The following is a 23355-nucleotide window of genomic DNA, read 5'->3' on the forward strand; positions in this document are numbered from 1 at the left end:
AACAAAAAGAATTTCACTGAGAAATTCAACAGACAGGGCAAGTTGGGGTTCGATGGTGGACTAGGAATTTAAGATGCATTTTGTTCTACTCTTTGAATTTAAATAAAGTTAGAAATTTTGTGACTTACTTTTAACGAAAGTAGAGTGGTATTTTGAAGCGGAATTTTATTAATAATTTAATCATATTATTAATTGCTATTATGTTAAGTCTGTTATTAAAAATGTTACATGTGATTTTGCCATTTATGTTTGGACCAATATTAGCGGCGTTATTATGTGTAAAAGTATTAAAATTAAAAATACGATGGCCATTTTGGTTGAGTCAAATTGGTTTAATACTACTTGGAGTTCAAATTGGCTCTACCTTCACACAACAAGTGATTAAAGACATAAGTAAAAATTGGCTAACTATCGTTTTTGTCACTATCCTACTAATTTTATTAGCTTTGATAATTGCATTCTTTTTTAAGAAAATTGCACAAGTAAATTTAGAAACTGCAATTTTAAGTGTTATACCAGGTGCGCTAAGCCAAATGTTAGTGATGGCAGAAGAAAATAAGAAAGCAAATATATTAGTTGTGAGTTTAACACAGACATCACGTGTAATATTTGTTGTTATTTTAGTACCACTTATTTCGTATTTTTTTCAGGATAACCATCATGAAATGAATCATACTACAATGGAAGTACCCACACTTTCTCAGACTTTAAATATATGGCAAATAATCATCTTATTCTCAATGGTGGGAATCATCTATATAGGAATGTCAAAAATTAACTTCCCCACTAAACAATTATTAGCACCTATAATAGTTTTAATTATATGGAATATGACAACACATTTAACATTTTCACTAGATCATTGGTTGTTAGCCACAGCGCAACTTATTTATATGATACGTATTGGATTACAGATTGCCAACTTAATGAGTGATTTAAAGGGAAGAATTGCAATAGCAATAGCCTTTCAAAATATAATGCTCATAGTCACAACGTTTATAATGATAATAGGAATACATTTGATTACTAATGAATCCATCAATGAATTGTTTTTAGGAGCAGCACCAGGAGGTATGAGTCAAATAGTTTTAGTGGCTATGGCTACTGGAGCTGATGTAGCGATGATTTCAAGCTATCACATTTTTAGAATATTTTTTATATTATTTGTCATTGCGCCACTAATTGGTTATTTTATTAATGTTAAATTAAATAATAAATGATTTTAATGACTTAAGTTATACATTTTTAAATAAAACTTCGAAAATATTTGCGAGTAATTGTAATTACTTAAAAGTAAAATCTAGATAAATTAAACGTTGTAAACTTTTAGTATGCGTGAAAAACTCATATTGTTTGAATATCCGCAGCGCAACTTATGTCTATGCTTCACTCATGATTTGGTTTGAAAGGACATCCTTCAAGATGTGAGTCATACAATCCAGCAGCTTCTAAGAATGAGAACACGGTTACTGGACCTAAAAATTTAAAACCATATGCTTTTAAATCTTTTGATAATTGAGTAGCTCTTTGATCAACTTTTTTACGATCTCTAGGTTTTTTATAACCCATATTTATGGGTTGATGATTTACATAAGACCATAAAAATTTACTAAAACTACCATAGTCTTTTTCAATTTTTAAATATCCCTTCGCTTGGCTCACAATTGCTTCTAACTTTTTACGATTATGAATAATGTTTGGGAATTTCATTAAATAATCAATATCCTGTTCAGTCATATGTGCGATAAATTGAGGTTCAAAGTTGTAAAATGCCTGTTCATACGATTCTTTTTTCTTTAATATTGTCAACCATGATAATCCTGCATGTTGTGATTCAAGAGCCATTAGCTTAAATAATTCTTTGCTATCATAGATTGGTTGTCCCCAATAATAATCATGATACTCTATATAGATAGGATCAGTTGTGTTAAAAGCACATTCATTCATAATTTCATCTCCAATACATTGACTTATTTTAATATCCATTATAATATAAATGAGTAAAAGAATATATTATTTGGGAAGAGTAAGTTTATATCATTTTAAAGAGAGCATATGGTGGCTGTGAATATGTAAATGATTAAGTCTGAAGGTAGCCCTATTTTATAACTTCTATTGAAACATAGACGACAAGTAGGTAGAAGCGTGTATGAGCGTTAATCAGAGACTTAAGTGCTTGAAGAAAAGAATGAATTATTTCTTCTTGAATATAGGTGGTACCACGGAACAGAACATCCGTCCTATTTTTTATAGGATGGATGTTCTTTTTATTTTTTAGGAGGTAGACATATGGAAATGAAACCAAAATATGATCCAAGAGAAGTTGAAAAGGGTCGTTATGAGGAATGGGTAAGTAATGGTTACTTTAAACCATCTGAAGATAAATCTAAAGAGGCATATACAATTGTAATTCCGCCCCCTAATGTAACAGGTAAATTACATTTAGGTCATGCATGGGATACTACTTTACAAGATATAATAACTAGAATGAAAAGAATGCAAGGATACGATACTTTATATCTGCCTGGTATGGATCATGCTGGTATAGCAACTCAAGCAAAGGTTGAAGCAAAACTTAATGAACAAGGTATATCTAGACACGACTTAGGAAGAGAAAAATTTTTACAGCAAGCATGGGATTGGAAAGAAGAGTATGCAACATTTATTAGACAACAATGGGCTAAACTTGGCTTAGGGTTAGATTATAGTAGAGAACGCTTTACGTTAGATGATGGTTTAAGTAAAGCTGTAAGAAAAGTATTTGTTGATTTATATAATAAAGGTATTATTTATCGTGGTGAAAGAATTATTAACTGGGACCCTAAAGCTAGAACAGCTTTATCAGATATTGAAGTCATTCATGAAGATGTCCAAGGTGCTTTTTATCATTTTAAATATCCTTATGCTGATGGGAATGGATATATAGAAATAGCTACTACACGTCCTGAGACTATGTTAGGTGACACTGCTATTGTTGTAAATCCAAATGACGAAAGGTATAAAGATGTGATTGGTAAAACAGTTATATTACCTATTGTAGGAAGAGAGTTACCTATTTTAGCTGATGAATACGTTGATATTGAATTTGGTTCAGGAGCAATGAAAGTTACTCCGGCACATGATCCTAATGACTTTGAAATTGGTCAAAGACATCAATTAGAAAATATTATAGTCATGGATGAATATGGTAAGATGAACGATAAAGCTGATAAATACAAAGGGATGGATAGATTTGATTGTAGAAATCAGCTTGTTAAAGACTTAAAAGAACAAGATCTTGTTATAAAAATTGAAGAACATACACATTCAGTAGGACATTCTGAACGTTCTGGTGCAATAGTAGAACCTTATTTGTCTACACAATGGTTTGTAAAAATGAAACCTTTGGCACAAAGAGCTTTGGATAATCAAAATACAAAAGATAGAATTGACTTTTTCCCAGGTAGATTTGAAAATACATTCAATCGCTGGATGGAAGAAATTAGAGATTGGACGATTTCGCGTCAACTATGGTGGGGCCACCAAATACCTGCTTGGTATCATAAAGATACAGGTGAAGTCTTTGTTGGTGAAGAAGCACCTGAAGACATCGAGAATTGGATACAAGATGAGGATGTATTAGATACATGGTTCTCAAGTGCACTTTGGCCGTTTTCAACATTAGGATGGCCTGATACAAATGCTGATGATTTTAAACGTTATTATCCGACAAATGCATTAGTTACTGGTTATGATATCATTTTCTTCTGGGTAGCCCGTATGATTTTCCAAGGATTAGAATTTACTGATAGAAGACCATTTAATGATGTATTACTCCACGGTTTAGTCAGAGCTGAAGATGGGCGTAAAATGAGTAAATCATTAGGTAATGGCGTTGATCCTATGGATGTTATTGACGAGTATGGCGCTGATAGTCTACGTTACTTTTTAGCAACAGGATCTTCACCAGGTCATGACTTGAGATATTCTACTGAAAAAGTTGAATCAGTTTGGAATTTTATTAATAAAATATGGAATGCTGCCCGCTTTAGTTTAATGAATATTGGTGAAGATTTTAAAGTCGAAGATATAGACCTAAGTGGTAATTTGTCATTAGCAGATCAATGGATATTGACTAGATTAAATGAAACGATATCTACAGTAACCGAATTAAGTGATAAATACGAATTTGGTGAAGTAGGTCGTGCGCTTTATAATTTCATTTGGGATGAGTTCTGCGATTGGTATATTGAAATGAGCAAGATACCTATGAATGGCGAGGACGAATCTCAAAAGCAAACGACGCGATCAGTACTTAGTTATGTTTTAGATAAAATAATGAAAATGTTACATCCATTTATGCCTTTTGTGACAGAAACAATTTGGCAAAGTCTTCCACATCATGGAGAAACAATTGTAAAAGCTAACTGGCCAACTGTTGATCAAGCATTAATCTTTAATGAAAGTAAACAAACAATGGAACAATTAGTTGAAATTATTAAATCTGTCCGTCAATCAAGAGTTGAAGTTAACACACCGTTATCTAAGGCAATACCGATTTTAATTCAAACTAAAGATGAAAAGATTAAACATACACTTATGGATAACATAAGTTACCTACACAAATTCTGTAATCCAAGTCAATTGACTATTGATACTGAGATTGAAATTCCAGAAAAAGCTATGACAACTGTAGTAGTTGCTGGTAAGGTAGTTTTGCCATTAGAAGGTCTTATTGATATGGACAAAGAAATTGCTCGACTTGAAAAAGAATTAGATAAATTACAAAGCGAGTTAGATAGAGTAGATAAAAAGTTATCCAACGAGAATTTTGTAAATAAAGCACCAGAAAAAATAATTAATGAAGAAAAAGAAAAACAACAACATTATCAAGAAAAATATAATGGTGTTAAATCTAGAATTGAACAATTAAAGGCATAGGAGCATGATCATGAATTACCTAGACAGCTTGTATTGGATACACGAAAGATCTAAATTTGGTATCAAACCTGGCGTCAAACGTATGGAATGGATGCTAGAACAATTAAATAATCCCCAACATAAAATTAGAGGTATTCATGTGGGTGGAACAAATGGTAAAGGTTCAACTGTTGCATACTTGAGAACCGCATTAATTGAGAACGATTACTCAGTTGGAACATTTATCTCACCATTTATTGAAAGTTTCAATGAACGTATTAGTTTAAACGGTGTACCAATTATGAACGATGAAATTGTTCAATTAGTTGAACGAGTTAAACCTGTTAGTGAAGCCTTAGAGATAGAAACAGATTTAGGTGGGGCTACTGAATTTGAGATTATAACAACAATGATGTTCCTTTATTTTGGTGAGATAAATCCTGTTGATTTTGTGATAATTGAAGCAGGTTTAGGAATTAAAAATGATTCGACGAATGTTTTTAAACCTGTGCTATCCATACTCACAAGTATAGGACTTGACCATACAGATATCTTAGGAACAACTTATTTAGATATTGCAAAAGATAAGGCAGCTATAATTAAACCACATATACCGATTGTTTATGCTGTAAAAAATGACGATGCTTTAAAGTATGTGAGAGATTATGCGCTTGAACAGAACGCAAAACCAATTGAATTGGATCGGGAGATTACCGTTGTCTCCCAAGATGATGAGTTCACATATCGGTATAAAGATTATGAATTAGAAACTATCATTCTTAATATGTTAGGGGAACATCAAAAGGAAAATGCAGCACTTGCTATTACTGCTCTCATTGAATTAAATGAAAGACAAATCATAGAATTAGATTTTAATAAAATGATAGACGGTATAGAATCTGTGAATTGGACAGGTAGAATAGAACAAGTAAAAGAACAACCATTAATGGTTATTGATGGTGCTCATAATAATGAAAGTATTGATGCGTTAGTAGACACAATAAGACATTATTATGGAAGAGATAAAATTGATATTTTATTTTCTGCAATTAAAGGAAAGCCAATTCATAGTATGATTAACAAATTAAATGATATTGCATCAAAATTCTATATAGCAGATTTTGAGTTTCCAAAAGCATTAGCTAAAGAAGAAATTGCCGAAGAATTGAAATTAGATAATTTACATTTAATTGATGATTATGTTGATTTTATTGAAAATTACGAAGGTGATGGGCTGATTATTACTGGAAGTTTATACTTCATCAGCGAGGTAAAAGCAAAAATTAATTTTAATTAAATTCAAAAGAGTGACAACTGCAGTTAAAACTGTAAGTTTCACTCTTTCTTTGTATAATCTTCTTTAATAATTTATGTTTATAAAAGTCTAGAAAGAAGACATACTCATGAACGAATTGTAAAATTCTTCTCATATTTACTTTTGTTTAAGACTGTTTATAATAAATGTTGAGGAGTGTGATATATGCTATTACTTGCCTATACTTGTAGCATTATATTTAGTTTTCTTTATCAATTTTGCAATCAAAATATATTAAAACTTCAATATCTTTATTCTAGGTCTCACTGTGATTTTTGTCATACTATCATAAAACCCTTAGATTTACTGCCTATTATAAGTTTTTTAAAACTTCGTGCACAATCTCGTTGTTGTAATCAACCATTACAACGTTTATATTTAATCGGAGAACTCGTTTCGTTTGGTGCTATTTTCCTCTATTATCCTACTCATTTTAATATACACTTCACATTATTTTTAATAACTTTCCTGTTTCTACTGACGATGTGTCTTTACGATATTCACTCAATGCATATTGATATGAGACTCTTATTTGTATACACAGTCGTATCTGTTTTTACAACCCAAACCTATTTTGGTAATTTTATAATGATATTTTTGATTTCACATGTTATTTATCTATTCGCATCTAAATTTATAGGGTATGGAGACATATTGCTTTTTAATATATTGGGACTTATATTTCCGTTAAATTTTTTCTTTTTTATTGTTGTATTTACGTTTATCATTGGGGGGATTTTTGCCATAATTTTAAAAATTTTTTCTTTTAAAGATATTAAATATTTACCTTTAATACCATTTATATTCTTATCATTCGTAGTAACTTCATCAGTTTATCACCAACTTTTATTTCTTTTAGGGGGAGAATTTTATTAAGAATAAATGAAATGGCACTGCATGAAAAACCTAGAGAACGTTTAATTACATATGGCGCTAAAAGTCTATCCAATGTTGAACTTTTAGCAATTCTCTTAAACACTGGTAGAAAAGGATTTTCTAGTATTGACATTGCAAACGAATTACTGAAGCAACAATCCACTATTAGAGATTTAAAAAAATTGTCTATAAATGATCTACTGAAAATAAAGGGCATTGGACTTTATAAAGCTGTAATATTACAGGCTGCATTTGAACTAGGTGAACGTATTAATTCTACAAGCACTTTTGACAAAGTACAGATTACACATCCTAGTGACGTTGCTAGTCTGATGATGTCGACAATGAAAGATTTAGAGCAAGAACATTTTGTTGTACTTTTACTTAACTCAAAAAATATAGTCACAAAACAAGCTTGGGTATATAAAGGCACATTGAATAGTTCGATTATTCATCCAAGAGAAGTATTTAATATTGCAATAAGAGAGTCTTCTAATTCAATAATAGTTGTACATAATCATCCTTCAGGTGATGTAACACCTTCGAAAGAGGATATTACTACAACGTATAGACTTAAAGAGTGCGGAGATATATTAGGTATAAATTTACTTGATCATATTATTATTGGTGATAATAAATTTACGAGTTTAGTTGAAGCGGGGTATTTTGATAAATAAAAAAGCTAGCTAAATACATTAAAAATTTTAATTAAAAAATTTGTATAGCTAACTTATGATTTATTATTGAATAAAACCTGAAAAGTTTTGAAAATGTTCAAATAACCATAATACACCTTGATAACCTAAATAGATACATAACAAAACAATGCCTACTGAAATCAAAAAGCGTAATATAGATAATCCAACTTTAAATAAGAGGATGACTAGCAAAACAATTAAAATAATCGTTAAAATGCTCATTATGTTGAACCTCCTTAAATCACTTATATTGTATATGTAGTATTATATATTATATTAACTGATTTGCCATCGGTCTATAGATACATCATCTATACGGCTATAGTCTGATGTAATGAAAAATATTTTAAATTATACTAAATTTGATTTGTAAAAGGAGGGCTTATATGAGATATATCTTTAGTGTTATTAAAAATATTATTGCAGTATTAGCGATAATATTGATTATATATATAGCTCTTCAACATGCACCATTTCTCAAAAATCAAGAATGGAACCCACTTAATGATATGAACAATCATCATCAAAATATCACACAGAAAGTGAGTCAAAAAAATAATACACTCTATTCACAACCTAGTAACGATAAAAGTTACATTTTAAAAGAAAATGATATCATCAATAATGTTCCAGCAGGTCAAATTAAGACAGTTTTTAATATGATTGATAAGGCAGAATTTATGTCTGTTTCAGGTTTAGAACGTATGGGATTCAATGACGAATATCTTGCTGGCCAACAAGGTGACGAATTTATTATTTATAAATTCGGTGATGATTATATCCGAGTTTATAATACTGAATTCGAAATGAACGAAGACCTAAATCAATTAAAACAACCTATTAATTTGAAGCCAATTGAAGCCTATCAATAACAATAGGAATGATTCATTTGAAAACCAGTTTTAAATGCGTTAGGGTTTATATAGATTATTTATAAAGGTTGGTGTGATTCAAAATGGCTGAACAATCAAAAGAAAAACAAGCTAATGAACAAGCAAAAGCGCAAAATCTTTTTGCTCGCTGGAGAAAAGAAGAAACACTTTATAGTGAAGATGAAAAGAAAGATAAGTCTTCAAAGAAGAAAGATAAAGAATAACTTACCAAAATAAAGTGAATCAGTAAGCGTTATAAAGTAAGTAAAATTACTCAGTTTAGAATGATGTAAATATTTTATCATTTTAATTTAATATAATTTAATAGAAATAAAATTTTGATGATTTGTGTTAAGCCTGGGACAATGAATTTTGTTCCAGGCACTTTTATGTTCTGACAGTTAATGATTATATTAAAAATTTATTTGAAGTCTAGTTATATCAAGATTTAGTGAAGTTTTCCATAGCTCGTTTACTCTATCTATTTTATTAATCAGTTTGATTAATGTTAGCTCTATAGTCACAAATAATAAAATAGAATCAATTTCATAAAGTTAGTGCTTTATTTAACTGAATGAGTAATATAAAATATATTAAGATACTAATTTTAGTCATATAGAGGTGTTCTGGGTGCTTAAGTTTTTTAGTAATAACAAGCTCATTGTCGTTTTATGTGCAATGATTATTTTTATTGCATTAATAGGGTTATCGATACGTTCTCAGACCCAATCTCCAGCTGAACAATACGTAGGAGACTCTGTATCATTTGGACAAAGAGTAATCAGTTATCCAATTCAATTTGTTACTGGATCTATTGGTGATTTATTTGAAAAAGGAAGCTCAAAAAAGGATAAAAATAAAATCAAACAACTTGAAGCTAAAAATGAAGAGTTAGAATCAGAAAATAAGAAATATAAAAAAGAACTTGATATCAAAGATTTATCAAAATATGAACCTATTTCTACTTCAGTTATTGCGAGAAACCCAGATCAATGGATGAATACGATATTAATAGATAAGGGCTCCAAAGCAGGTATAAAAAATAATATGGCCGTCATGACAACAGAAGGATTAGTTGGAAGAGTAACCAAAGTTAATCAGTTTTCATCACAAGTAGACCTTATTTCCACTCATACTCGAGCAGGAAAATTATCTGTTAATATTCATCACGGTACTAAGAATATTTTTGGTTTAATCGATCGATACGACAATAAAAACGAAGAATTGATCATAAGTGATATTAATAACAAAGATAGCGTTAAAAAAGGCGATAAAGTAGTAACAAGTGGATTAGCAGATCAATTACCGAGTGGGTTATATATTGGTGAAGTAACAAAAGTCGAAAATGATCAATATGGGCTTGCTAAACAAGTACGGGTCAAAACTGGAGCTGATATGACAGATTTAACTCATGTGTATGTTGCTAAACGTGATGTCAGTACTATACCTGATGAAGGTAGTGATAATTAATGCGTACTTTTTATTACTTTCTAATAGGTATACTTCTATTTTATATTGATACCATTATAGGGCTTACCATCCCCATGCATTTCGGGAAAATTGATATTATTTTTGTACCACATTTAACTATCATGTACATTCTTATCATGACGGTTTACCGAGGTTTTGGCGTTGCTATGTCTTTAGCATTCTTTTTCGGAATAGTAACTGATTTATATTTTGGAAGTATATATGGTTTATATATGTTTGGTTATATCATTTTAGTTGTTATAGTTGATAAATTTTTTAAAATCTTTTATCGAGATTATTCTGTATTATTTTTTATCATTTTATTATCCACAATGTTTTTAGAAGTATATGTGGCTATGATCTATGGAGTAATAGGTTTCATTAAATTTAATTTAATAGAATTTGTATTATTAAGACTTATTCCAACTCTCATCATTAATTTTTTATTACTGATTATGTTATTTCCTATTATTATTAAATTTACTAAAAAAGTAAAAAACACAATTGACAGTAAGGCATAGTGATGGTAAGATGCAGTAGTTGAGTAGTTTCAAGCTACATACAACCGCTCGCATACAGGTTGAAGTACAATCATATTGTCACCTGTATATGGCGTGACTTATTATATAGGAGGTGCAAAGTATGTTTGCTATAATTGAAACAGGTGGAAAACAAATCAAAGTAGAAGAAGGTCAAGAAATCTACGTTGAAAAATTAAATGCTAACGAAGGTGACTCATTCACTTTTGATAAAGTTTTATTTGTAGGTGGCGACTCAGTTAAAGTTGGTGCTCCAACAGTTGAAGGTGCATCAGTAACTGCGACAGTTAATAAACAAGGACGCGGTAAAAAAATTACTGTCTTCACTTACAAACGTCGCAAAGACTCTAAACGTAAAAAAGGCCATCGTCAACCATATACTAAATTAACAATCGATAAAATCAACGCATAATCGTATGATTACTGTTGATATTACGGTTAATGACGAAGGTAAGGTCACAGATGTAGTCATGGATGGTCATGCTAATCATGGTGAATATGGTCATGATATTGTCTGTGCAGGAGCATCAGCAGTCTTATTTGGAAGTGTTAATGCTATAATGGGATTAACATCAGAGAAGCCAGATATCAACTACGAAGATGACGGCGGATATTTTCATATAAGAAGTGTTGATACGAATAACAAAGAAGCTCAATTAATTCTTCAAGCAATGTTAGTTTCTTTACAAACTATAGAAGAAGAATATAATGAAAATATCAAATTAAATTATAAGTGAGGTGTATCCCGATGTTAAAATTAAACTTACAATTCTTCGCATCTAAAAAAGGGGTAAGTTCTACAAAAAACGGACGTGACTCTGAGTCTAAACGTTTAGGTGCAAAACGTGCTGATGGTCAATATGTATCAGGTGGTTCTATCCTTTATCGCCAACGTGGTACTAAAATCTACCCTGGTGAAAATGTAGGTCGTGGTGGCGATGATACATTATTCGCTAAAATCGACGGCGTTGTTAAGTTTGAACGCAAAGGTCGCGACAAAAAGCAAGTTTCTGTATACGCAGTTGCTGAATAATTTTGTCTAGTAAACACCAGAAGTGAATACTTCTGGTGTTTTATTTTGTTTAGGTAAAAATACAAATTGACTATAGTTTTTATATCACTATATATAGTGATATAATTAAAAAGATTAAAATTTCGGAGTAAAAGAGGTGAGATATATGTTCGTCGATCAAGTGAAAATATCTCTAAAAGCTGGTGATGGAGGTAATGGCATCACTGCTTACAGAAGAGAAAAATATGTACCTTTTGGTGGTCCAGCTGGTGGCGACGGTGGTAAAGGTGCTTCTGTGGTATTTGAAGTGGATGAAGGATTGAGAACTTTATTAGATTTCAGATATCAAAGACATTTTAAAGCTAAAAAAGGCGAAAATGGTCAAAGTAGCAACATGCATGGTAGAAATGCGGAAGACTTAGTGTTAAAAGTACCACCAGGTACAATTATTAAAAGTGTTGAAAGTGAAGAAGTGCTTGCAGATTTGGTTGAAGATGGCCAACGTGCTATTGTAGCTAGAGGAGGACGCGGCGGGCGTGGTAACTCAAGATTTGCTACCCCTAGAAATCCTGCGCCAGATTTTAGTGAAAATGGTGAGCCAGGCGAAGAATTAGAAGTGACTTTAGAGTTGAAATTGTTAGCAGATGTTGGATTAGTTGGTTTTCCTAGTGTGGGTAAATCTACATTGCTTTCAATAGTTTCTAAAGCGAAACCTAAGATAGGTGCTTATCACTTTACGACAATAAAGCCTAATCTAGGTGTTGTTTCAACTCCTGATTATAGAAGTTTTGTTATGGCAGATTTACCAGGATTAATTGAGGGCGCTTCTGATGGTGTCGGCCTTGGACATCAATTCTTAAGACATGTTGAACGAACTAAAGTGATTGTTCATATGATTGATATGAGTGGGTCAGAAGGTCGAAACCCATTAGACGATTATAAAATTATTAATCAAGAATTAATCAATTATAAACAACGCTTAGAAGATCGTCCACAAATTATAGTCGCAAATAAAATGGATTTACCTGATTCACAAGGGAATTTATCGCATTTTAAGGAACAATTAGATAACGATGTGACAGTTGTTCCTGTTTCAACTATTACGAGAGACAATATTGATCAATTATTATATCAAATTGCCGATAAGCTCGAGGAAGTTAAAGATGTTGACTTCTCAGTTGAAGAAGATGAGAATTTAGGTGTTAATCGTGTATTATATAAACACACACCATCAGCAGATAAATTTACTATTTCTAGAGATGATGACGGCGCATATGTAGTGAGTGGCAATGCTATTGAAAGAATGTTTAAAATGACTGATTTTAATAGTGATCCAGCTGTAAGAAGATTCGCAAGACAAATGCGGTCAATGGGTATTGATGATGCTTTAAGAGAGAGAGGTTGTAGCAATGGTGATATTGTTAGAATCTTAGGCGGAGAATTTGAATTTGTCGAATAGGGGTGTCTAAATTGGACAATAAAGACAATCGAAAATTTTATTTAATTAGAGAAGATGTACTACCAGAATCTGTCATCAAAACTTTAAAAGTTAAGGATGCTTTAAAAAATAATTCGAATTTGTCCATTTATGATGCTGTAAAACAATTCAATCTCTCTAGAAGTGCATTTTACAAATATAGAGAGACAATATTTCCAGTAGATGAAAAAATATTAGATCAAAGAGAATTTACTTTGATTTTATATGTAAATGATATTGTTGGAATGTTAGCCCAAGTTCTTAATGCAATCTCTCAACTTCAATTATCAGTGTTGACAATTCATCAAAGTGTTCCAATTGAAGATAAAGCGACAATCACACTATCTTTAAATGCGAGAAATTCTAATTTATCCATTGATGAGGTCATTGAATCATTAAGAGAGATAAATCATGTAACTAAAGTAGACTTAATAAGTATGACTATGTAAAGGAGTACTGACATGTATGCATATATTAAAGGAACATTATCTCAGTTGTTCCCTACACATGTAGTGGTTGAGACATGTGGCATAGGTTATGAGATACAAACGCCTAATTCCTATCGTTTTCAAAAATATCTTGAAAAAGAAGTCCAAATTTATACTTCACTAATTGTACGAGAAGATGCTCAACTACTATATGGCTTTATTAATGAAGAGGAAAAAGAAATGTTTCTTAGCTTAATAAAAGTGACTGGGATAGGACCTAAATCAGCTTTAGCGATACTTGCTTCAAGTACACCACATGAAGTTAAATTGGCTATCGAAAATGAAAATGATGCTTATTTAACACAATTTCCTGGGATAGGAAAGAAAACTGCAAGACAAATTGTGTTAGATTTAAAAGGGAAGGTTACAATTACTGAAGAAAATAGTGACGATTTATTACAAACTCAAGTTAATGGTAATGAACAAAACCAAATAATATCTGAAGCACTATTAGCTTTACAAGCACTGGGCTATTCTAAACGAGAATTAACCAAAGTAGAAAAATCCTTAAACAAACATAATGTGAATAGTGTGGATGAAGCCGTTAAAATAGGACTACAAACACTAGTTTCTTAATGGAGGAAGTCAAATGGATAAAAGAATGGTCGATCAAGAATTTCATAATGAAGATACTGACTTGGAATTATCACTAAGACCAACACAATTAAAGCAGTATATAGGTCAATCCTCTATAAAAAGTAATTTAGAAGTCTTTATCAAGGCTGCCAAACTTAGACAAGAGCCACTCGATCATGTCTTGTTATTTGGTCCTCCAGGACTAGGTAAAACGACGCTATCAAATATCATTGCTAATGAGATGGAGGTAAATATTCGTACCATCTCAGGACCATCTTTAGAAAGACCAGGTGACTTAGCAGCGATATTATCTGGGTTACAGCCAGGTGATGTGTTATTTATCGATGAAATTCATAGATTAAGTAGTGTTGTTGAAGAAGTTCTGTATCCTGCTATGGAAGATTTTTTCTTAGACATCATCATCGGTAAAGGCGATGAAGCAAGAAGTATTCGAATAGATTTGCCGCCATTTACATTAGTTGGAGCAACGACAAGAGCCGGTAGTTTAACGGGGCCATTAAGAGATCGTTTTGGTGTGCATCTTAGATTAGAGTATTATAATGAAAATGATTTAAAGGAAATAATCACGCGAACTGCAGAGGTCTTAGGAACGGACATCGATAAGGAAAGCGCCTTAGAATTAGCTCGTCGTTCTAGAGGTACACCTAGGATAGCGAATAGGTTACTAAAACGTGTAAGAGACTTCCAACAAGTAAATGAAGACGATCAGATATATATTGAAACGACTAAACGAGCATTACAATTACTGCAGGTCGACCAACACGGTTTAGATTACATTGACCATAAAATGATGAATTGTATTATTAATCAGTACAATGGTGGTCCTGTTGGATTAGATACAATTGCAGTTTCAATAGGTGAAGAACGAGTGACTATAGAAGATGTATATGAACCTTTCTTAATCCAAAGAGGTTTCTTGGAAAGGACTCCACGTGGGAGAAAAGCAACTGCTTTAGCCTATGAACACTTTAATACTACTAACGAAAAGAGGGAATAATTTGAATATCGAAGATTTCGATTATCATTTGCCAGAGTCTCTCATTGCACAAACACCACTAAAAAACAGAGACCAAAGTAGATTGTTAGTTCTTAGCAAAGATACTGGTGAGCTGACACACTTACATTTTAGAGATGTCATCCATTATTTTGAGCCTGGTGATACATTGGTTCTTAATGATACACGTGTTATGCCTGCTAGATTATTTGGCCTAAAAGAAGAAACTGGTGCTAAAGTTGAAATGCTAATGCTCACCCAAATTGAAGGTAATGATTGGGAAGTTTTACTTAAACCTGCAAAGAGAATTAAAAAAGGTCATCGTCTAAATTTTGGAGATGGTAAAATCGTTGCTGAGTGTATTGAGGAACTTGAACAGGGCGGGCGTATTATGCGTCTACATTATGAGGGTATACTCCAAGAACGCTTAGATGAATTAGGCGAGATGCCATTACCTCCATATATTAAAGAAAGATTAGATGATCCTGATAGGTATCAAACGGTTTATGCTAAAGAGAGTGGATCAGCAGCTGCACCAACAGCGGGTTTACATTTTACTGATGATTTGCTAAATAAAATTAAACAAAAAGGGGTACATATCGCTTTTATTACATTGCATGTTGGATTAGGAACCTTTAGACCCGTAAGTGTTGAAAATATCGATGATCACGAAATGCATAGTGAGTATTATCAAATGACACAAGAAACGGCTGATTTATTAAATAAAACAAAAGAAAGTGGGAAGCGTGTGATATCAGTTGGAACAACATCAACGCGTACATTAGAAACGATACGTCGTGATCATCCTCAATTTGTTGCCACAAGTGGATGGACTGATATCTTTATTTATCCTGGCTTTGAGTTTAAAGCGATAGATGGGTTAATTACTAATTTCCACTTACCTAAATCAACGTTAGTCATGCTAGTATCAGCATTTAGCAATAAAAAATATATTTTAAACGCTTATCATAAAGCTGTTGAAATGGAGTATCGATTCTTTAGTTTTGGAGATGCAATGTTAATTATATAAAAGAATGTGAGGTTTAACATATGCCTGCAGTGACATATGAGCATATAAAAACATGTAAACAATCCGGTGCCAGATTAGGAATTGTACATACACCGCATGGATCTTTTGAAACACCAATGTTTATGCCGGTTGGGACAAAAGCAACAGTTAAAACAATGAGCCCGGAAGAATTAAGAAACATAGAAGCAAAGATTATATTAGGAAACACATATCATTTGTGGTTACAACCTGGAAATGATATTATCAAGCACGCTGGGGGATTACACAAATTCATGAATTGGGACGGTCCAATTTTAACAGATTCTGGTGGTTTCCAAGTATTTAGTTTAAGTAATTTGCGTAAAATTTCTGAAGAAGGTGTAGAATTTAGACATCATACCAATGGCTCAAAACTATTTTTGAGTCCCGAGAAGTCTATGCAAATACAAAATGATTTAGGTTCTGATATTATGATGGCATTTGATGAATGTCCACCAATGCCAGCTGAATATGATTACGTCAAAGATTCAATCGAACGTACAACTCGATGGGCAGCCAGATGTTTAAAAGCACATCAACGCCCTGGAGATCAAGCACTGTTCGGTATTATTCAAGGTGGAGAATACAAAGACTTAAGAGAACAAAGTGCTAAAGAGCTAGTCAGTCTTGATTTTCCAGGGTATGCAATAGGAGGGCTGTCTGTAGGTGAGCCAAAACCTGTTATGTATGACATGGTTGAACATACAGAACAATTTATGCCGAAAGATAAACCTAGATATTTAATGGGAGTAGGTTCTCCTGATGCTTTGATTGAATGTAGCATTAGGGGCATGGATATGTTTGATTGTGTATTACCTACTAGAATTGCTAGAAATGGTACTTGTATGACATCAAATGGTCGATTAGTTGTTAAAAATGCTAAATATGCAGATGATTTAAGACCACTTGATGAACAATGTGACTGTTATACATGTCAACATTACACAAGAGCTTATATTAGACATCTAGTTAAAGCGGAAGAGACTTTTGGTATCCGTCTTACTACTATTCATAATTTACATTTTCTGCTAAAATTAATGGAAGATATTAGACAAGCCATTCGAGAAGACCGTCTTTTAGATTTTAAAGATGAATTCTTTGAACAATATGGATTAAATGTAGAAAACCCTAAAAACTTTTAAAGAGGAGTAACTAAAATGGAATTAACTTCATTGATTATACCAATTTTATTATTGGTCGTAATGTATTTCTTATTAATAAGACCACAACAAAAACGTGCAAAAGAACATCGTGCAATGATTAACCGTGTTGAAGCGGGTCAAAAGATTACTACAATCGGTGGTATTAAAGGAACTATAAAAGCTGTAGATGAAACTTCTGTAATCATTACAGTAAATAGTAATGGAACAGAAATGACTTTTGAAAAACCAGCTATAAAACAAGTAGATCCTTCATAAATACAGATTGATATCTAAATGTAGGGGATAGAATGTTTTATCTTTCTACTGTAATAGAATTCTAATCTTAAATGATTAAAATAAATTTATTTTAACTTCTGTATTGATTGTTATAATGTTAAGAATGCCTGGGACAATTTCTGTCTCAGGTTTTTTTAGTATTTTTTAAACATAATAATTATTATAAAATTGTTGCATTTTTAGACAATAATTTCACTATTTCTATGAGTATGTTAATATAAGTAAGTCCGTTAAAGTGAACGTAATATCATTTTAACTTGCACGATAATTTATTCATCGAGTATTCTAGATACATAAGTAAATAATGAGGTGTTCATGTGAAGAAAACGAGTAGAATAATTGCATTCATACTCCTCATAGCTCTACTATTCACAGGAATGGGTATGACGTATAAGAATGTAGTTAAAAATGTTAATTTAGGTCTAGATTTGCAAGGTGGTTTTGAAGTCCTCTTCCAAGTAGATCCTTTAAATAAAGGAGATAAAATTGATAAAAAAGCACTTCAAGCTACATCTCAAACATTAGAAAATCGTGTAAATGTTCTAGGTGTATCAGAACCGAAAATACAAATCGAAGATCCAAATCGAATTCGTGTACAATTAGCAGGTATCAAGGATCAAGCACAAGCGCGTAAATTATTATCGACACAAGCTAATTTAACAATTAGAGATGCTGAAGATCATGTTTTAATGTCTGGTTCAGACATTAAACAAGGCTCTGCTAAACAAGAATTTAAACAAGAAACTAATCAACCAACAGTTACATTTAAAGTAAAAAGTAAAGATAAATTTAAGAAAGTAACTGAAAAGATTTCTAAAAAACGTGACAATGTCATGGTAGTTTGGTTAGATTTCGAAAAAGGCGATAGTTACAAGAAAGAAGCTAAAAAGCAACAAGAAGGTAAAAAGCCTAAATTTATATCTGCAGCGAGTGTAGACCAACCTATTAATTCTAGTAGTGTTGAAATTTCAGGTGGCTTCAATGGGAAAAAAGGTGTTGAAGAAGCGAAACAAATAGCTGAGTTATTAAATGCCGGCTCATTACCAGTTGATTTAAAAGAAATTTACTCTAACTCTGTTGGTGCACAATTTGGTCAAGATGCTCTTGATAAGACCATGTTTGCATCAATTGTAGGTATAGCATTAATTTATTTATTTATGCTTGGTTTCTATCGTTTGCCTGGTTTAGTTGCAATCATTGCCTTAACCACTTATATTTATTTAACTTTAGTCGCATTCAATTTCATATCAGGTGTATTAACTCTACCTGGATTGGCGGCATTAGTTTTAGGTGTAGGTATGGCTGTCGATGCCAATATCATAATGTATGAACGTATTAAAGATGAACTAAGAATTGGACGCACGCTTAAACAAGCGTATTCAAAAGCAAATAAAAGTTCATTCTTAACTATATTTGATTCCAACTTAACAACTGTCATCGCTGCAGCTGTGCTTTTCTTCTTTGGAGAAAGTTCAGTCAAAGGCTTCGCAACCATGTTACTCTTAGGTATTTTAATGATATTTGTAACCGCAGTATTCTTATCAAGAGGGTTGTTATCATTACTGGTATCTTCAAACTTCTTTAAAAAACAATACTGGTTATTTGGTGTTAAGAAGAAGGATAGACATGATATTAATGAAGGTAAAGATGTACATGATTTAAAAACATCATATGAAAGGTTAAACTTTGTTAAATTAGCTAAGCCACTTATTTCACTTAGTATTTTAATTGTAATTATTGGTTTGATTATCATTTCAATATTTAAATTAAACTTAGGTATTGATTTCTCATCCGGAACAAGAGCAGATATTCAATCTAAAAATGCTATAACACAAGCACAGGTTGAGAAAACTGTAAAATCAGTTGGATTGGAACCAGATCAAATACAGATTAATGGTAGTGGAAATAAAAATGCCACAGTTCAGTTTAAAAAAGATTTATCACGTGAGGAAGACAATAAATTAAGTGCTAAGGTGAAATCTGAATTTGGAGATAATCCACAAATTAATACCGTTTCACCTCTCATAGGCCAAGAGCTAGCTAAAAATGCTGTAACTGCATTAATACTTGCTTCTATAGGCATTATTATCTATGTTTCACTAAGATTTGAATGGCGTATGGGTCTATCTTCTGTACTTGCATTATTACATGACGTATTTATCATCATTGCAATCTTTAGTTTGTTTAGATTAGAAGTAGATTTAACATTTATTGCAGCAGTATTAACTATCGTTGGTTATTCAATCAATGATACAATCGTAACTTTCGACCGTGTTCGAGAAAATCTGCATAAAGTTAAAGTAATTACGCATACTGATCAAATTGATGATATAGTCAACCGCTCTATTAGACAAACTATGACACGTTCTATTAATACAGTGTTGACTGTAGTTGTAGTTGTAGTTGCAATATTAATATTAGGTGCACCAACAATATTTAATTTCTCTTTAGCATTACTAATTGGATTATTATCTGGTGTATTCTCGTCAATTTTCATTGCTGTACCATTATGGGGCATGCTTAAGAAACGACAGTTTAAAAAGACAAAAAATAATAAATTAGTAGTACACAAAGAGAAGAAATCTAACGATGAAAAAATCTTAGTTTAACTTCTTCACATTTTAATAATTTTAAAAATTTACAAGAGGCTGGAACAAAAAGGTCCAAGATAAGTAATTAAAGACAATTTCTATTGAAATAATATAGAAATTGTCTTTTTTATAATTTTTTGATTATTTTCAGCTCGTTGAGCTATTATTTTTTATATTAAGCCACGATGATGTCTGAATTCATCGAATTCTGTATCTGGAATTATTTCTACAATATCATTTACATGTCGTGAAATATCATGTGTGGGGATAAGAACTGAAATTTCCATTGGTAGAGTAAGTTAAGTCATATTATAATCTTTATACATAAGGCACCTCGTTAATTTAGTTTATTGCTATTTATTAAATTATACGAAAGACCTTATTTTTTAAAGTATTTCAATGTGAAATTACATATAAACACAAAGTATTTTGGCGAGACTATTGAGGGAGCAGGACAAGTTGAAGACTACAGGCTGAAGCTGTCCCCTAAGAAAGCGAGCCAACAATACGAGGTATTGTAAATAAAGAAGCCAGTAAATGAATTTATAAAAACTCATTTACTGTCTATTTTGCTAGGAATTATGCCCCTGCCTCTTGATTTTATATATTAGCGTTTAATCATAAAGATAGCAGTTAATGAACAAATTGAATGATAAAAGTTTTGTGAAGAATTGAAATGATATATTCTTTTAAAAAATGCAAGTACTTTTTATTTCAATAAAATTTCGGTATAATGACCTGTGGAAATGAGGACGATTATAATGATTAAATCAAAATATAATTGGGATATAACTCAACCGAATACCTTTATAAGTGAGAGTAGCAGTGATCAATTTAAACTTTCACCTATAGTAAAAAAGGTATTAGAGAGTAAAAATATTGTGGATAATCAGGAGATTCAAAATCTATTTGAAGGCACTAACATTAGTCATGATTATATGTTATTAAGTGATATGCAAAAAGCCATTGATCGTATTAAATTAGCTATCGATCAAAATGAACGAATACTAGTATATGGTGACTATGATGCAGATGGTGTTACATCTACTACAATTCTAGTGTCTACTTTACGTCTACTTGGCGCTCAGGTGGGGTGGTATATTCCCAATAGATTTACAGAAGGATATGGACCTAATGAATTAGCATTTAAAAATGCTTATGACGAAGGGATTTCCTTAATAATAACTGTAGATAATGGTATACAGGGACATCATGAAATAAGTACCATACAAGAATTAGGTGTAGATGTTATAGTGACAGATCATCATGAAATAGGAGAAACTTTACCTGATGCTTTTGCAATTGTACATCCGATGCATCCTAATTTTGAATATCCTTTTAAATATTTATGTGGTGCGGGTGTTGCTTATAAATTGGCCCAAGGATTGATAGAGCATCCACCTCAACATTTCATAGCATTAGCTGCCATAGGTACAATTGCAGATTTAGTATCATTGACAGATGAGAATAGATATATTGTAAAGCAAGGAGTAAAGATATTAAACAATCATACACCATCGTCCATAAAGGCTATCTTAAATCAAGCGGGTTTTAATGATGAAATAACAGAAGAAACAATTGGTTTTATTATTGGACCTCGATTAAATGCGGTTGGTAGACTAGAAGATGCATCATTAGCTGCTGAACTTTTATTGTCCGATGAATTTGAAGAGGCGGAATTTTTAGCTGAACAAGTTGAACATTTTAATCATGAACGTAAAGATATAGTATCTAAAATTACTAATGAAGCATTGTTATTAGCAGAGGAACAAATCAAGCAAGGCCATTTGTTTCTTTTACTTGCCAAAGAGGGGTGGCATGAGGGTGTATTAGGTATTGTTGCATCTAAAATTGTAGAAACATATGCACTACCTACATTAATTTTAAATATTGATGAAAATCAAAATCATGCCAAGGGTTCTGCGAGGTCGATTGAACAAGTTTCCATGTTTGATATTTTAAATGATCATCAACAGTTAATTGATAAGTTTGGTGGTCATCACATGGCTGCAGGAATGACAATGTCTATCGATAATATTGAACATTTACATAAAGAGCTAGATATGTGGATGAAAGAACTAACTGTTACCACTTCATTAGAGCCTTCAATAAAGGTGGATGCACAACTTGAAGAAAAAGAAATTAACATTAAAAATATTAAAGATATATTTCAATTAAGGCCTTTTGGTACGGACTTTAATAGTCCTCTTTTTATGGTTAGAGATCTAATTGTCAAGTCAACAAAGGGAATTGGACAGGATAATAAGCATCTTAAGTTAACGCTTGGTCATTCAGGTTTAACTGCTTTATTTTGGAATCATGGACATTTGGCAAGTGAACTTGAACCAGGTCAACCGATTCATATAATAGGAACATTGCAAATTAATGAATGGAATGGTAATCAAACACCTCAATTTATCATCAAAGACATTGCTATAGACCAATTACAAATTTTAGATTATCGTAGTAAACGTAAAAATATACAATTTAAAGAAACTGAATCAAATGTTGCCTATGTCATTCATCCGAAACTTAAAAAAAGCAATTCACATTACTATCATTATGGTGAGGTTATTGATAGACCTTATGATAAAATAGTGTTTAGAGATTTACCTAATACTATGGTTGAAATTGAACAAACCTTAGAACATTCACAAATTTCTCAACTATATTTAGTTCTGCAGCATGAAAAGTCAATATATTTTGAAGGTATCCCTAGCAAGTCGCTTTTTAAAAAGTGTTACAAAGCTTTAATAAACAAAAAAGAAACTGACTTAATTAAAGAAGGTATGCTGCTTTGTGAGTACTTAAATATTAAGCCAGAAATATTAACATTCATGCTTAAAGTCTTTAAAGAATTGGAGTTTATTTACGACGAAAAGGGATTGATTAAGATAAATCCAGCGCCAAATAAACAAGATATAGAAAATAGTCGTATTTACCAAATGAGACGAGCACGTATGGAAGTAGAAGAACGTCTTCTCTATGATGATTTTTTAAATATAAAAGAATGGATAATATCAAAGTTAACATAGCTTTC

General features: G+C 31.8%; 23 protein-coding genes and 2 other annotated features. Of the genes, 21 read left to right on the top strand and 2 right to left on the bottom strand.

What is annotated here, in order from left to right; all coding sequences use genetic code 11:
* The first annotated feature begins 152 nt into the window (after positions 1–152).
* Entirely contained in the window at positions 153–1220 is a 1068-nt protein-coding gene (locus FNL83_RS05780; protein WP_001830878.1) for an AbrB family transcriptional regulator, read from the top strand.
* A gap of 166 nt (positions 1221–1386) precedes the next feature.
* On the opposite strand, the gene FNL83_RS05785 is transcribed toward FNL83_RS05780, so the two are convergent.
* Positions 1387–1947 carry a DNA-3-methyladenine glycosylase I gene (locus FNL83_RS05785; RefSeq protein WP_001830783.1) on the bottom strand — a complete coding sequence of 187 codons (561 nt, stop codon included), beginning with the start codon at positions 1945–1947 and terminating at the stop codon, positions 1387–1389.
* Between the two features lie 63 nt (positions 1948–2010).
* Positions 2011–2246, top strand: a binding site (T-box leader).
* Between the two features lie 43 nt (positions 2247–2289).
* On the opposite strand from FNL83_RS05785, the gene FNL83_RS05790 reads away from it, so the two are divergent.
* The 4 genes from FNL83_RS05790 (at position 2290) to radC (ending at position 7767) form a co-directional block, all read left to right on the top strand.
* Positions 2290–4920, top strand: coding sequence for a valine--tRNA ligase (locus FNL83_RS05790; RefSeq protein WP_001830862.1), 2631 nt, complete (start codon positions 2290–2292; stop codon positions 4918–4920).
* Positions 4921–4930: 10 nt separating this feature from the next.
* Entirely contained in the window at positions 4931–6196 is a 1266-nt protein-coding gene (locus tag FNL83_RS05795; protein WP_001830782.1) for a bifunctional folylpolyglutamate synthase/dihydrofolate synthase, read from the top strand.
* A gap of 183 nt (positions 6197–6379) precedes the next feature.
* Positions 6380–7090 carry an A24 family peptidase gene (locus FNL83_RS05800; RefSeq protein WP_001832690.1) on the top strand — a complete coding sequence of 237 codons (711 nt, stop codon included), beginning with the start codon at positions 6380–6382 and terminating at the stop codon, positions 7088–7090.
* 11 nt (positions 7091–7101) lie between these two features.
* Positions 7102–7767, top strand: coding sequence for a RadC family protein (radC, locus tag FNL83_RS05805; RefSeq protein WP_064628203.1), 666 nt, complete (start codon positions 7102–7104; stop codon positions 7765–7767).
* Positions 7768–7830: 63 nt separating this feature from the next.
* Here the strand turns inward: radC and FNL83_RS05810 are convergent, their stop codons facing one another.
* The gene (locus FNL83_RS05810; RefSeq protein ID WP_001830753.1) at positions 7831–8010 is read right to left on the bottom strand and encodes a hypothetical protein; all 180 of its coding nucleotides are present in this window, start codon (positions 8008–8010) and stop codon (positions 7831–7833) included.
* Between the two features lie 164 nt (positions 8011–8174).
* Here FNL83_RS05810 and FNL83_RS05815 point away from each other — a divergent pair, with 164 nt between their 5' ends.
* The 16 genes from FNL83_RS05815 to recJ all read left to right on the top strand — a co-directional run bounded on the left by FNL83_RS05815 (position 8175) and on the right by recJ (position 23350).
* A complete protein-coding gene (locus FNL83_RS05815; protein ID WP_001832708.1) occupies positions 8175–8660 on the top strand; it encodes a DUF4930 family protein in 486 nt (161 codons plus the stop codon).
* Positions 8661–8743: 83 nt separating this feature from the next.
* Positions 8744–8884, top strand: coding sequence for a hypothetical protein (locus tag FNL83_RS05820; protein WP_001830756.1), 141 nt, complete (start codon positions 8744–8746; stop codon positions 8882–8884).
* A gap of 406 nt (positions 8885–9290) precedes the next feature.
* Positions 9291–10130, top strand: coding sequence for a rod shape-determining protein MreC (gene mreC, locus FNL83_RS05825; RefSeq protein ID WP_001830832.1), 840 nt, complete (start codon positions 9291–9293; stop codon positions 10128–10130).
* Complete coding sequence (gene mreD / locus FNL83_RS05830; RefSeq protein ID WP_001830764.1) at positions 10130–10651, top strand: rod shape-determining protein MreD; 522 nt, start codon at positions 10130–10132, stop codon at positions 10649–10651. The genes mreC and mreD overlap by 1 nt, the downstream gene beginning before the upstream one ends.
* A gap of 32 nt (positions 10652–10683) precedes the next feature.
* Positions 10684–10760: a sequence feature (ribosomal protein L21 leader region), on the top strand.
* A 12-nt stretch (positions 10761–10772) separates the two neighbouring features.
* Positions 10773–11081: a 50S ribosomal protein L21 gene (rplU, locus tag FNL83_RS05835; RefSeq protein WP_001830820.1), complete on the top strand. Its 309-nt coding sequence runs from the start codon at positions 10773–10775 to the stop codon at positions 11079–11081.
* Between the two features lie 4 nt (positions 11082–11085).
* Positions 11086–11406, top strand: a complete 321-nt coding sequence (locus FNL83_RS05840; RefSeq protein ID WP_001830797.1) for a ribosomal-processing cysteine protease Prp — start codon at positions 11086–11088, stop codon at positions 11404–11406.
* A gap of 11 nt (positions 11407–11417) precedes the next feature.
* Positions 11418–11702, top strand: coding sequence for a 50S ribosomal protein L27 (rpmA, locus tag FNL83_RS05845; RefSeq protein ID WP_001830822.1), 285 nt, complete (start codon positions 11418–11420; stop codon positions 11700–11702).
* A 145-nt stretch (positions 11703–11847) separates the two neighbouring features.
* A complete protein-coding gene (gene obgE, locus FNL83_RS05850) occupies positions 11848–13140 on the top strand; it encodes a GTPase ObgE (protein ID WP_001830741.1) in 1293 nt (430 codons plus the stop codon).
* Positions 13141–13151: 11 nt separating this feature from the next.
* Positions 13152–13607, top strand: coding sequence for an ACT domain-containing protein (locus tag FNL83_RS05855; RefSeq protein WP_001830784.1), 456 nt, complete (start codon positions 13152–13154; stop codon positions 13605–13607).
* 12 nt (positions 13608–13619) lie between these two features.
* Positions 13620–14222, top strand: coding sequence for a Holliday junction branch migration protein RuvA (gene ruvA, locus FNL83_RS05860; protein ID WP_001830895.1), 603 nt, complete (start codon positions 13620–13622; stop codon positions 14220–14222).
* A 13-nt stretch (positions 14223–14235) separates the two neighbouring features.
* The gene (ruvB, locus tag FNL83_RS05865; RefSeq protein WP_001830787.1) at positions 14236–15240 is read left to right on the top strand and encodes a Holliday junction branch migration DNA helicase RuvB; all 1005 of its coding nucleotides are present in this window, start codon (positions 14236–14238) and stop codon (positions 15238–15240) included.
* 1 nt (position 15241) lies between these two features.
* Positions 15242–16267, top strand: coding sequence for a tRNA preQ1(34) S-adenosylmethionine ribosyltransferase-isomerase QueA (gene queA / locus FNL83_RS05870; RefSeq protein ID WP_001830755.1), 1026 nt, complete (start codon positions 15242–15244; stop codon positions 16265–16267).
* A gap of 20 nt (positions 16268–16287) precedes the next feature.
* Positions 16288–17427 (top strand): tRNA guanosine(34) transglycosylase Tgt, encoded by a 1140-nt coding sequence (gene tgt, locus FNL83_RS05875; RefSeq protein ID WP_001830840.1) that lies wholly within the window; start codon positions 16288–16290, stop codon positions 17425–17427.
* A 15-nt stretch (positions 17428–17442) separates the two neighbouring features.
* Positions 17443–17703 carry a preprotein translocase subunit YajC gene (gene yajC / locus FNL83_RS05880; protein WP_001830800.1) on the top strand — a complete coding sequence of 87 codons (261 nt, stop codon included), beginning with the start codon at positions 17443–17445 and terminating at the stop codon, positions 17701–17703.
* 338 nt (positions 17704–18041) lie between these two features.
* Positions 18042–20333, top strand: coding sequence for a protein translocase subunit SecDF (secDF, locus tag FNL83_RS05885; protein ID WP_001830863.1), 2292 nt, complete (start codon positions 18042–18044; stop codon positions 20331–20333).
* Between the two features lie 743 nt (positions 20334–21076).
* Positions 21077–23350 (top strand): single-stranded-DNA-specific exonuclease RecJ, encoded by a 2274-nt coding sequence (gene recJ / locus FNL83_RS05890; RefSeq protein WP_001830760.1) that lies wholly within the window; start codon positions 21077–21079, stop codon positions 23348–23350.
* Positions 23351–23355 lie beyond the last annotated feature (5 nt).

Source organism: Staphylococcus epidermidis (genome assembly GCF_006742205.1).
Lineage (GTDB): Bacteria > Bacillota > Bacilli > Staphylococcales > Staphylococcaceae > Staphylococcus > Staphylococcus epidermidis.

Excerpts from the sequence above, each read along its gene's own strand:
- FNL83_RS05790 (WP_001830862.1), top strand. The coding sequence starts at position 2,290 with ATGGAAATGAAACCAAAATATGATCCAAGAGAAGTTGAAAAGGGTCGT.
- rpmA (WP_001830822.1), top strand. The coding sequence starts at position 11,418 with ATGTTAAAATTAAACTTACAATTCTTCGCATCTAAAAAAGGGGTAAGT.
- FNL83_RS05810 (WP_001830753.1), bottom strand. The coding sequence starts at position 8,010 with ATGAGCATTTTAACGATTATTTTAATTGTTTTGCTAGTCATCCTCTTA.
- radC (WP_064628203.1), top strand. The coding sequence starts at position 7,102 with ATGGCACTGCATGAAAAACCTAGAGAACGTTTAATTACATATGGCGCT.
- FNL83_RS05800 (WP_001832690.1), top strand. The coding sequence starts at position 6,380 with ATGCTATTACTTGCCTATACTTGTAGCATTATATTTAGTTTTCTTTAT.
- tgt (WP_001830840.1), top strand. The coding sequence starts at position 16,288 with ATGCCTGCAGTGACATATGAGCATATAAAAACATGTAAACAATCCGGT.
- obgE (WP_001830741.1), top strand. The coding sequence starts at position 11,848 with ATGTTCGTCGATCAAGTGAAAATATCTCTAAAAGCTGGTGATGGAGGT.
- FNL83_RS05785 (WP_001830783.1), bottom strand. The coding sequence starts at position 1,947 with ATGAATGAATGTGCTTTTAACACAACTGATCCTATCTATATAGAGTAT.
- yajC (WP_001830800.1), top strand. The coding sequence starts at position 17,443 with ATGGAATTAACTTCATTGATTATACCAATTTTATTATTGGTCGTAATG.
- mreD (WP_001830764.1), top strand. The coding sequence starts at position 10,130 with ATGCGTACTTTTTATTACTTTCTAATAGGTATACTTCTATTTTATATT.
- FNL83_RS05820 (WP_001830756.1), top strand. The coding sequence starts at position 8,744 with ATGGCTGAACAATCAAAAGAAAAACAAGCTAATGAACAAGCAAAAGCG.
- ruvA (WP_001830895.1), top strand. The coding sequence starts at position 13,620 with ATGTATGCATATATTAAAGGAACATTATCTCAGTTGTTCCCTACACAT.
- rplU (WP_001830820.1), top strand. The coding sequence starts at position 10,773 with ATGTTTGCTATAATTGAAACAGGTGGAAAACAAATCAAAGTAGAAGAA.
- ruvB (WP_001830787.1), top strand. The coding sequence starts at position 14,236 with ATGGATAAAAGAATGGTCGATCAAGAATTTCATAATGAAGATACTGAC.
- FNL83_RS05815 (WP_001832708.1), top strand. The coding sequence starts at position 8,175 with ATGAGATATATCTTTAGTGTTATTAAAAATATTATTGCAGTATTAGCG.
- FNL83_RS05795 (WP_001830782.1), top strand. The coding sequence starts at position 4,931 with ATGAATTACCTAGACAGCTTGTATTGGATACACGAAAGATCTAAATTT.
- recJ (WP_001830760.1), top strand. The coding sequence starts at position 21,077 with ATGATTAAATCAAAATATAATTGGGATATAACTCAACCGAATACCTTT.
- FNL83_RS05840 (WP_001830797.1), top strand. The coding sequence starts at position 11,086 with ATGATTACTGTTGATATTACGGTTAATGACGAAGGTAAGGTCACAGAT.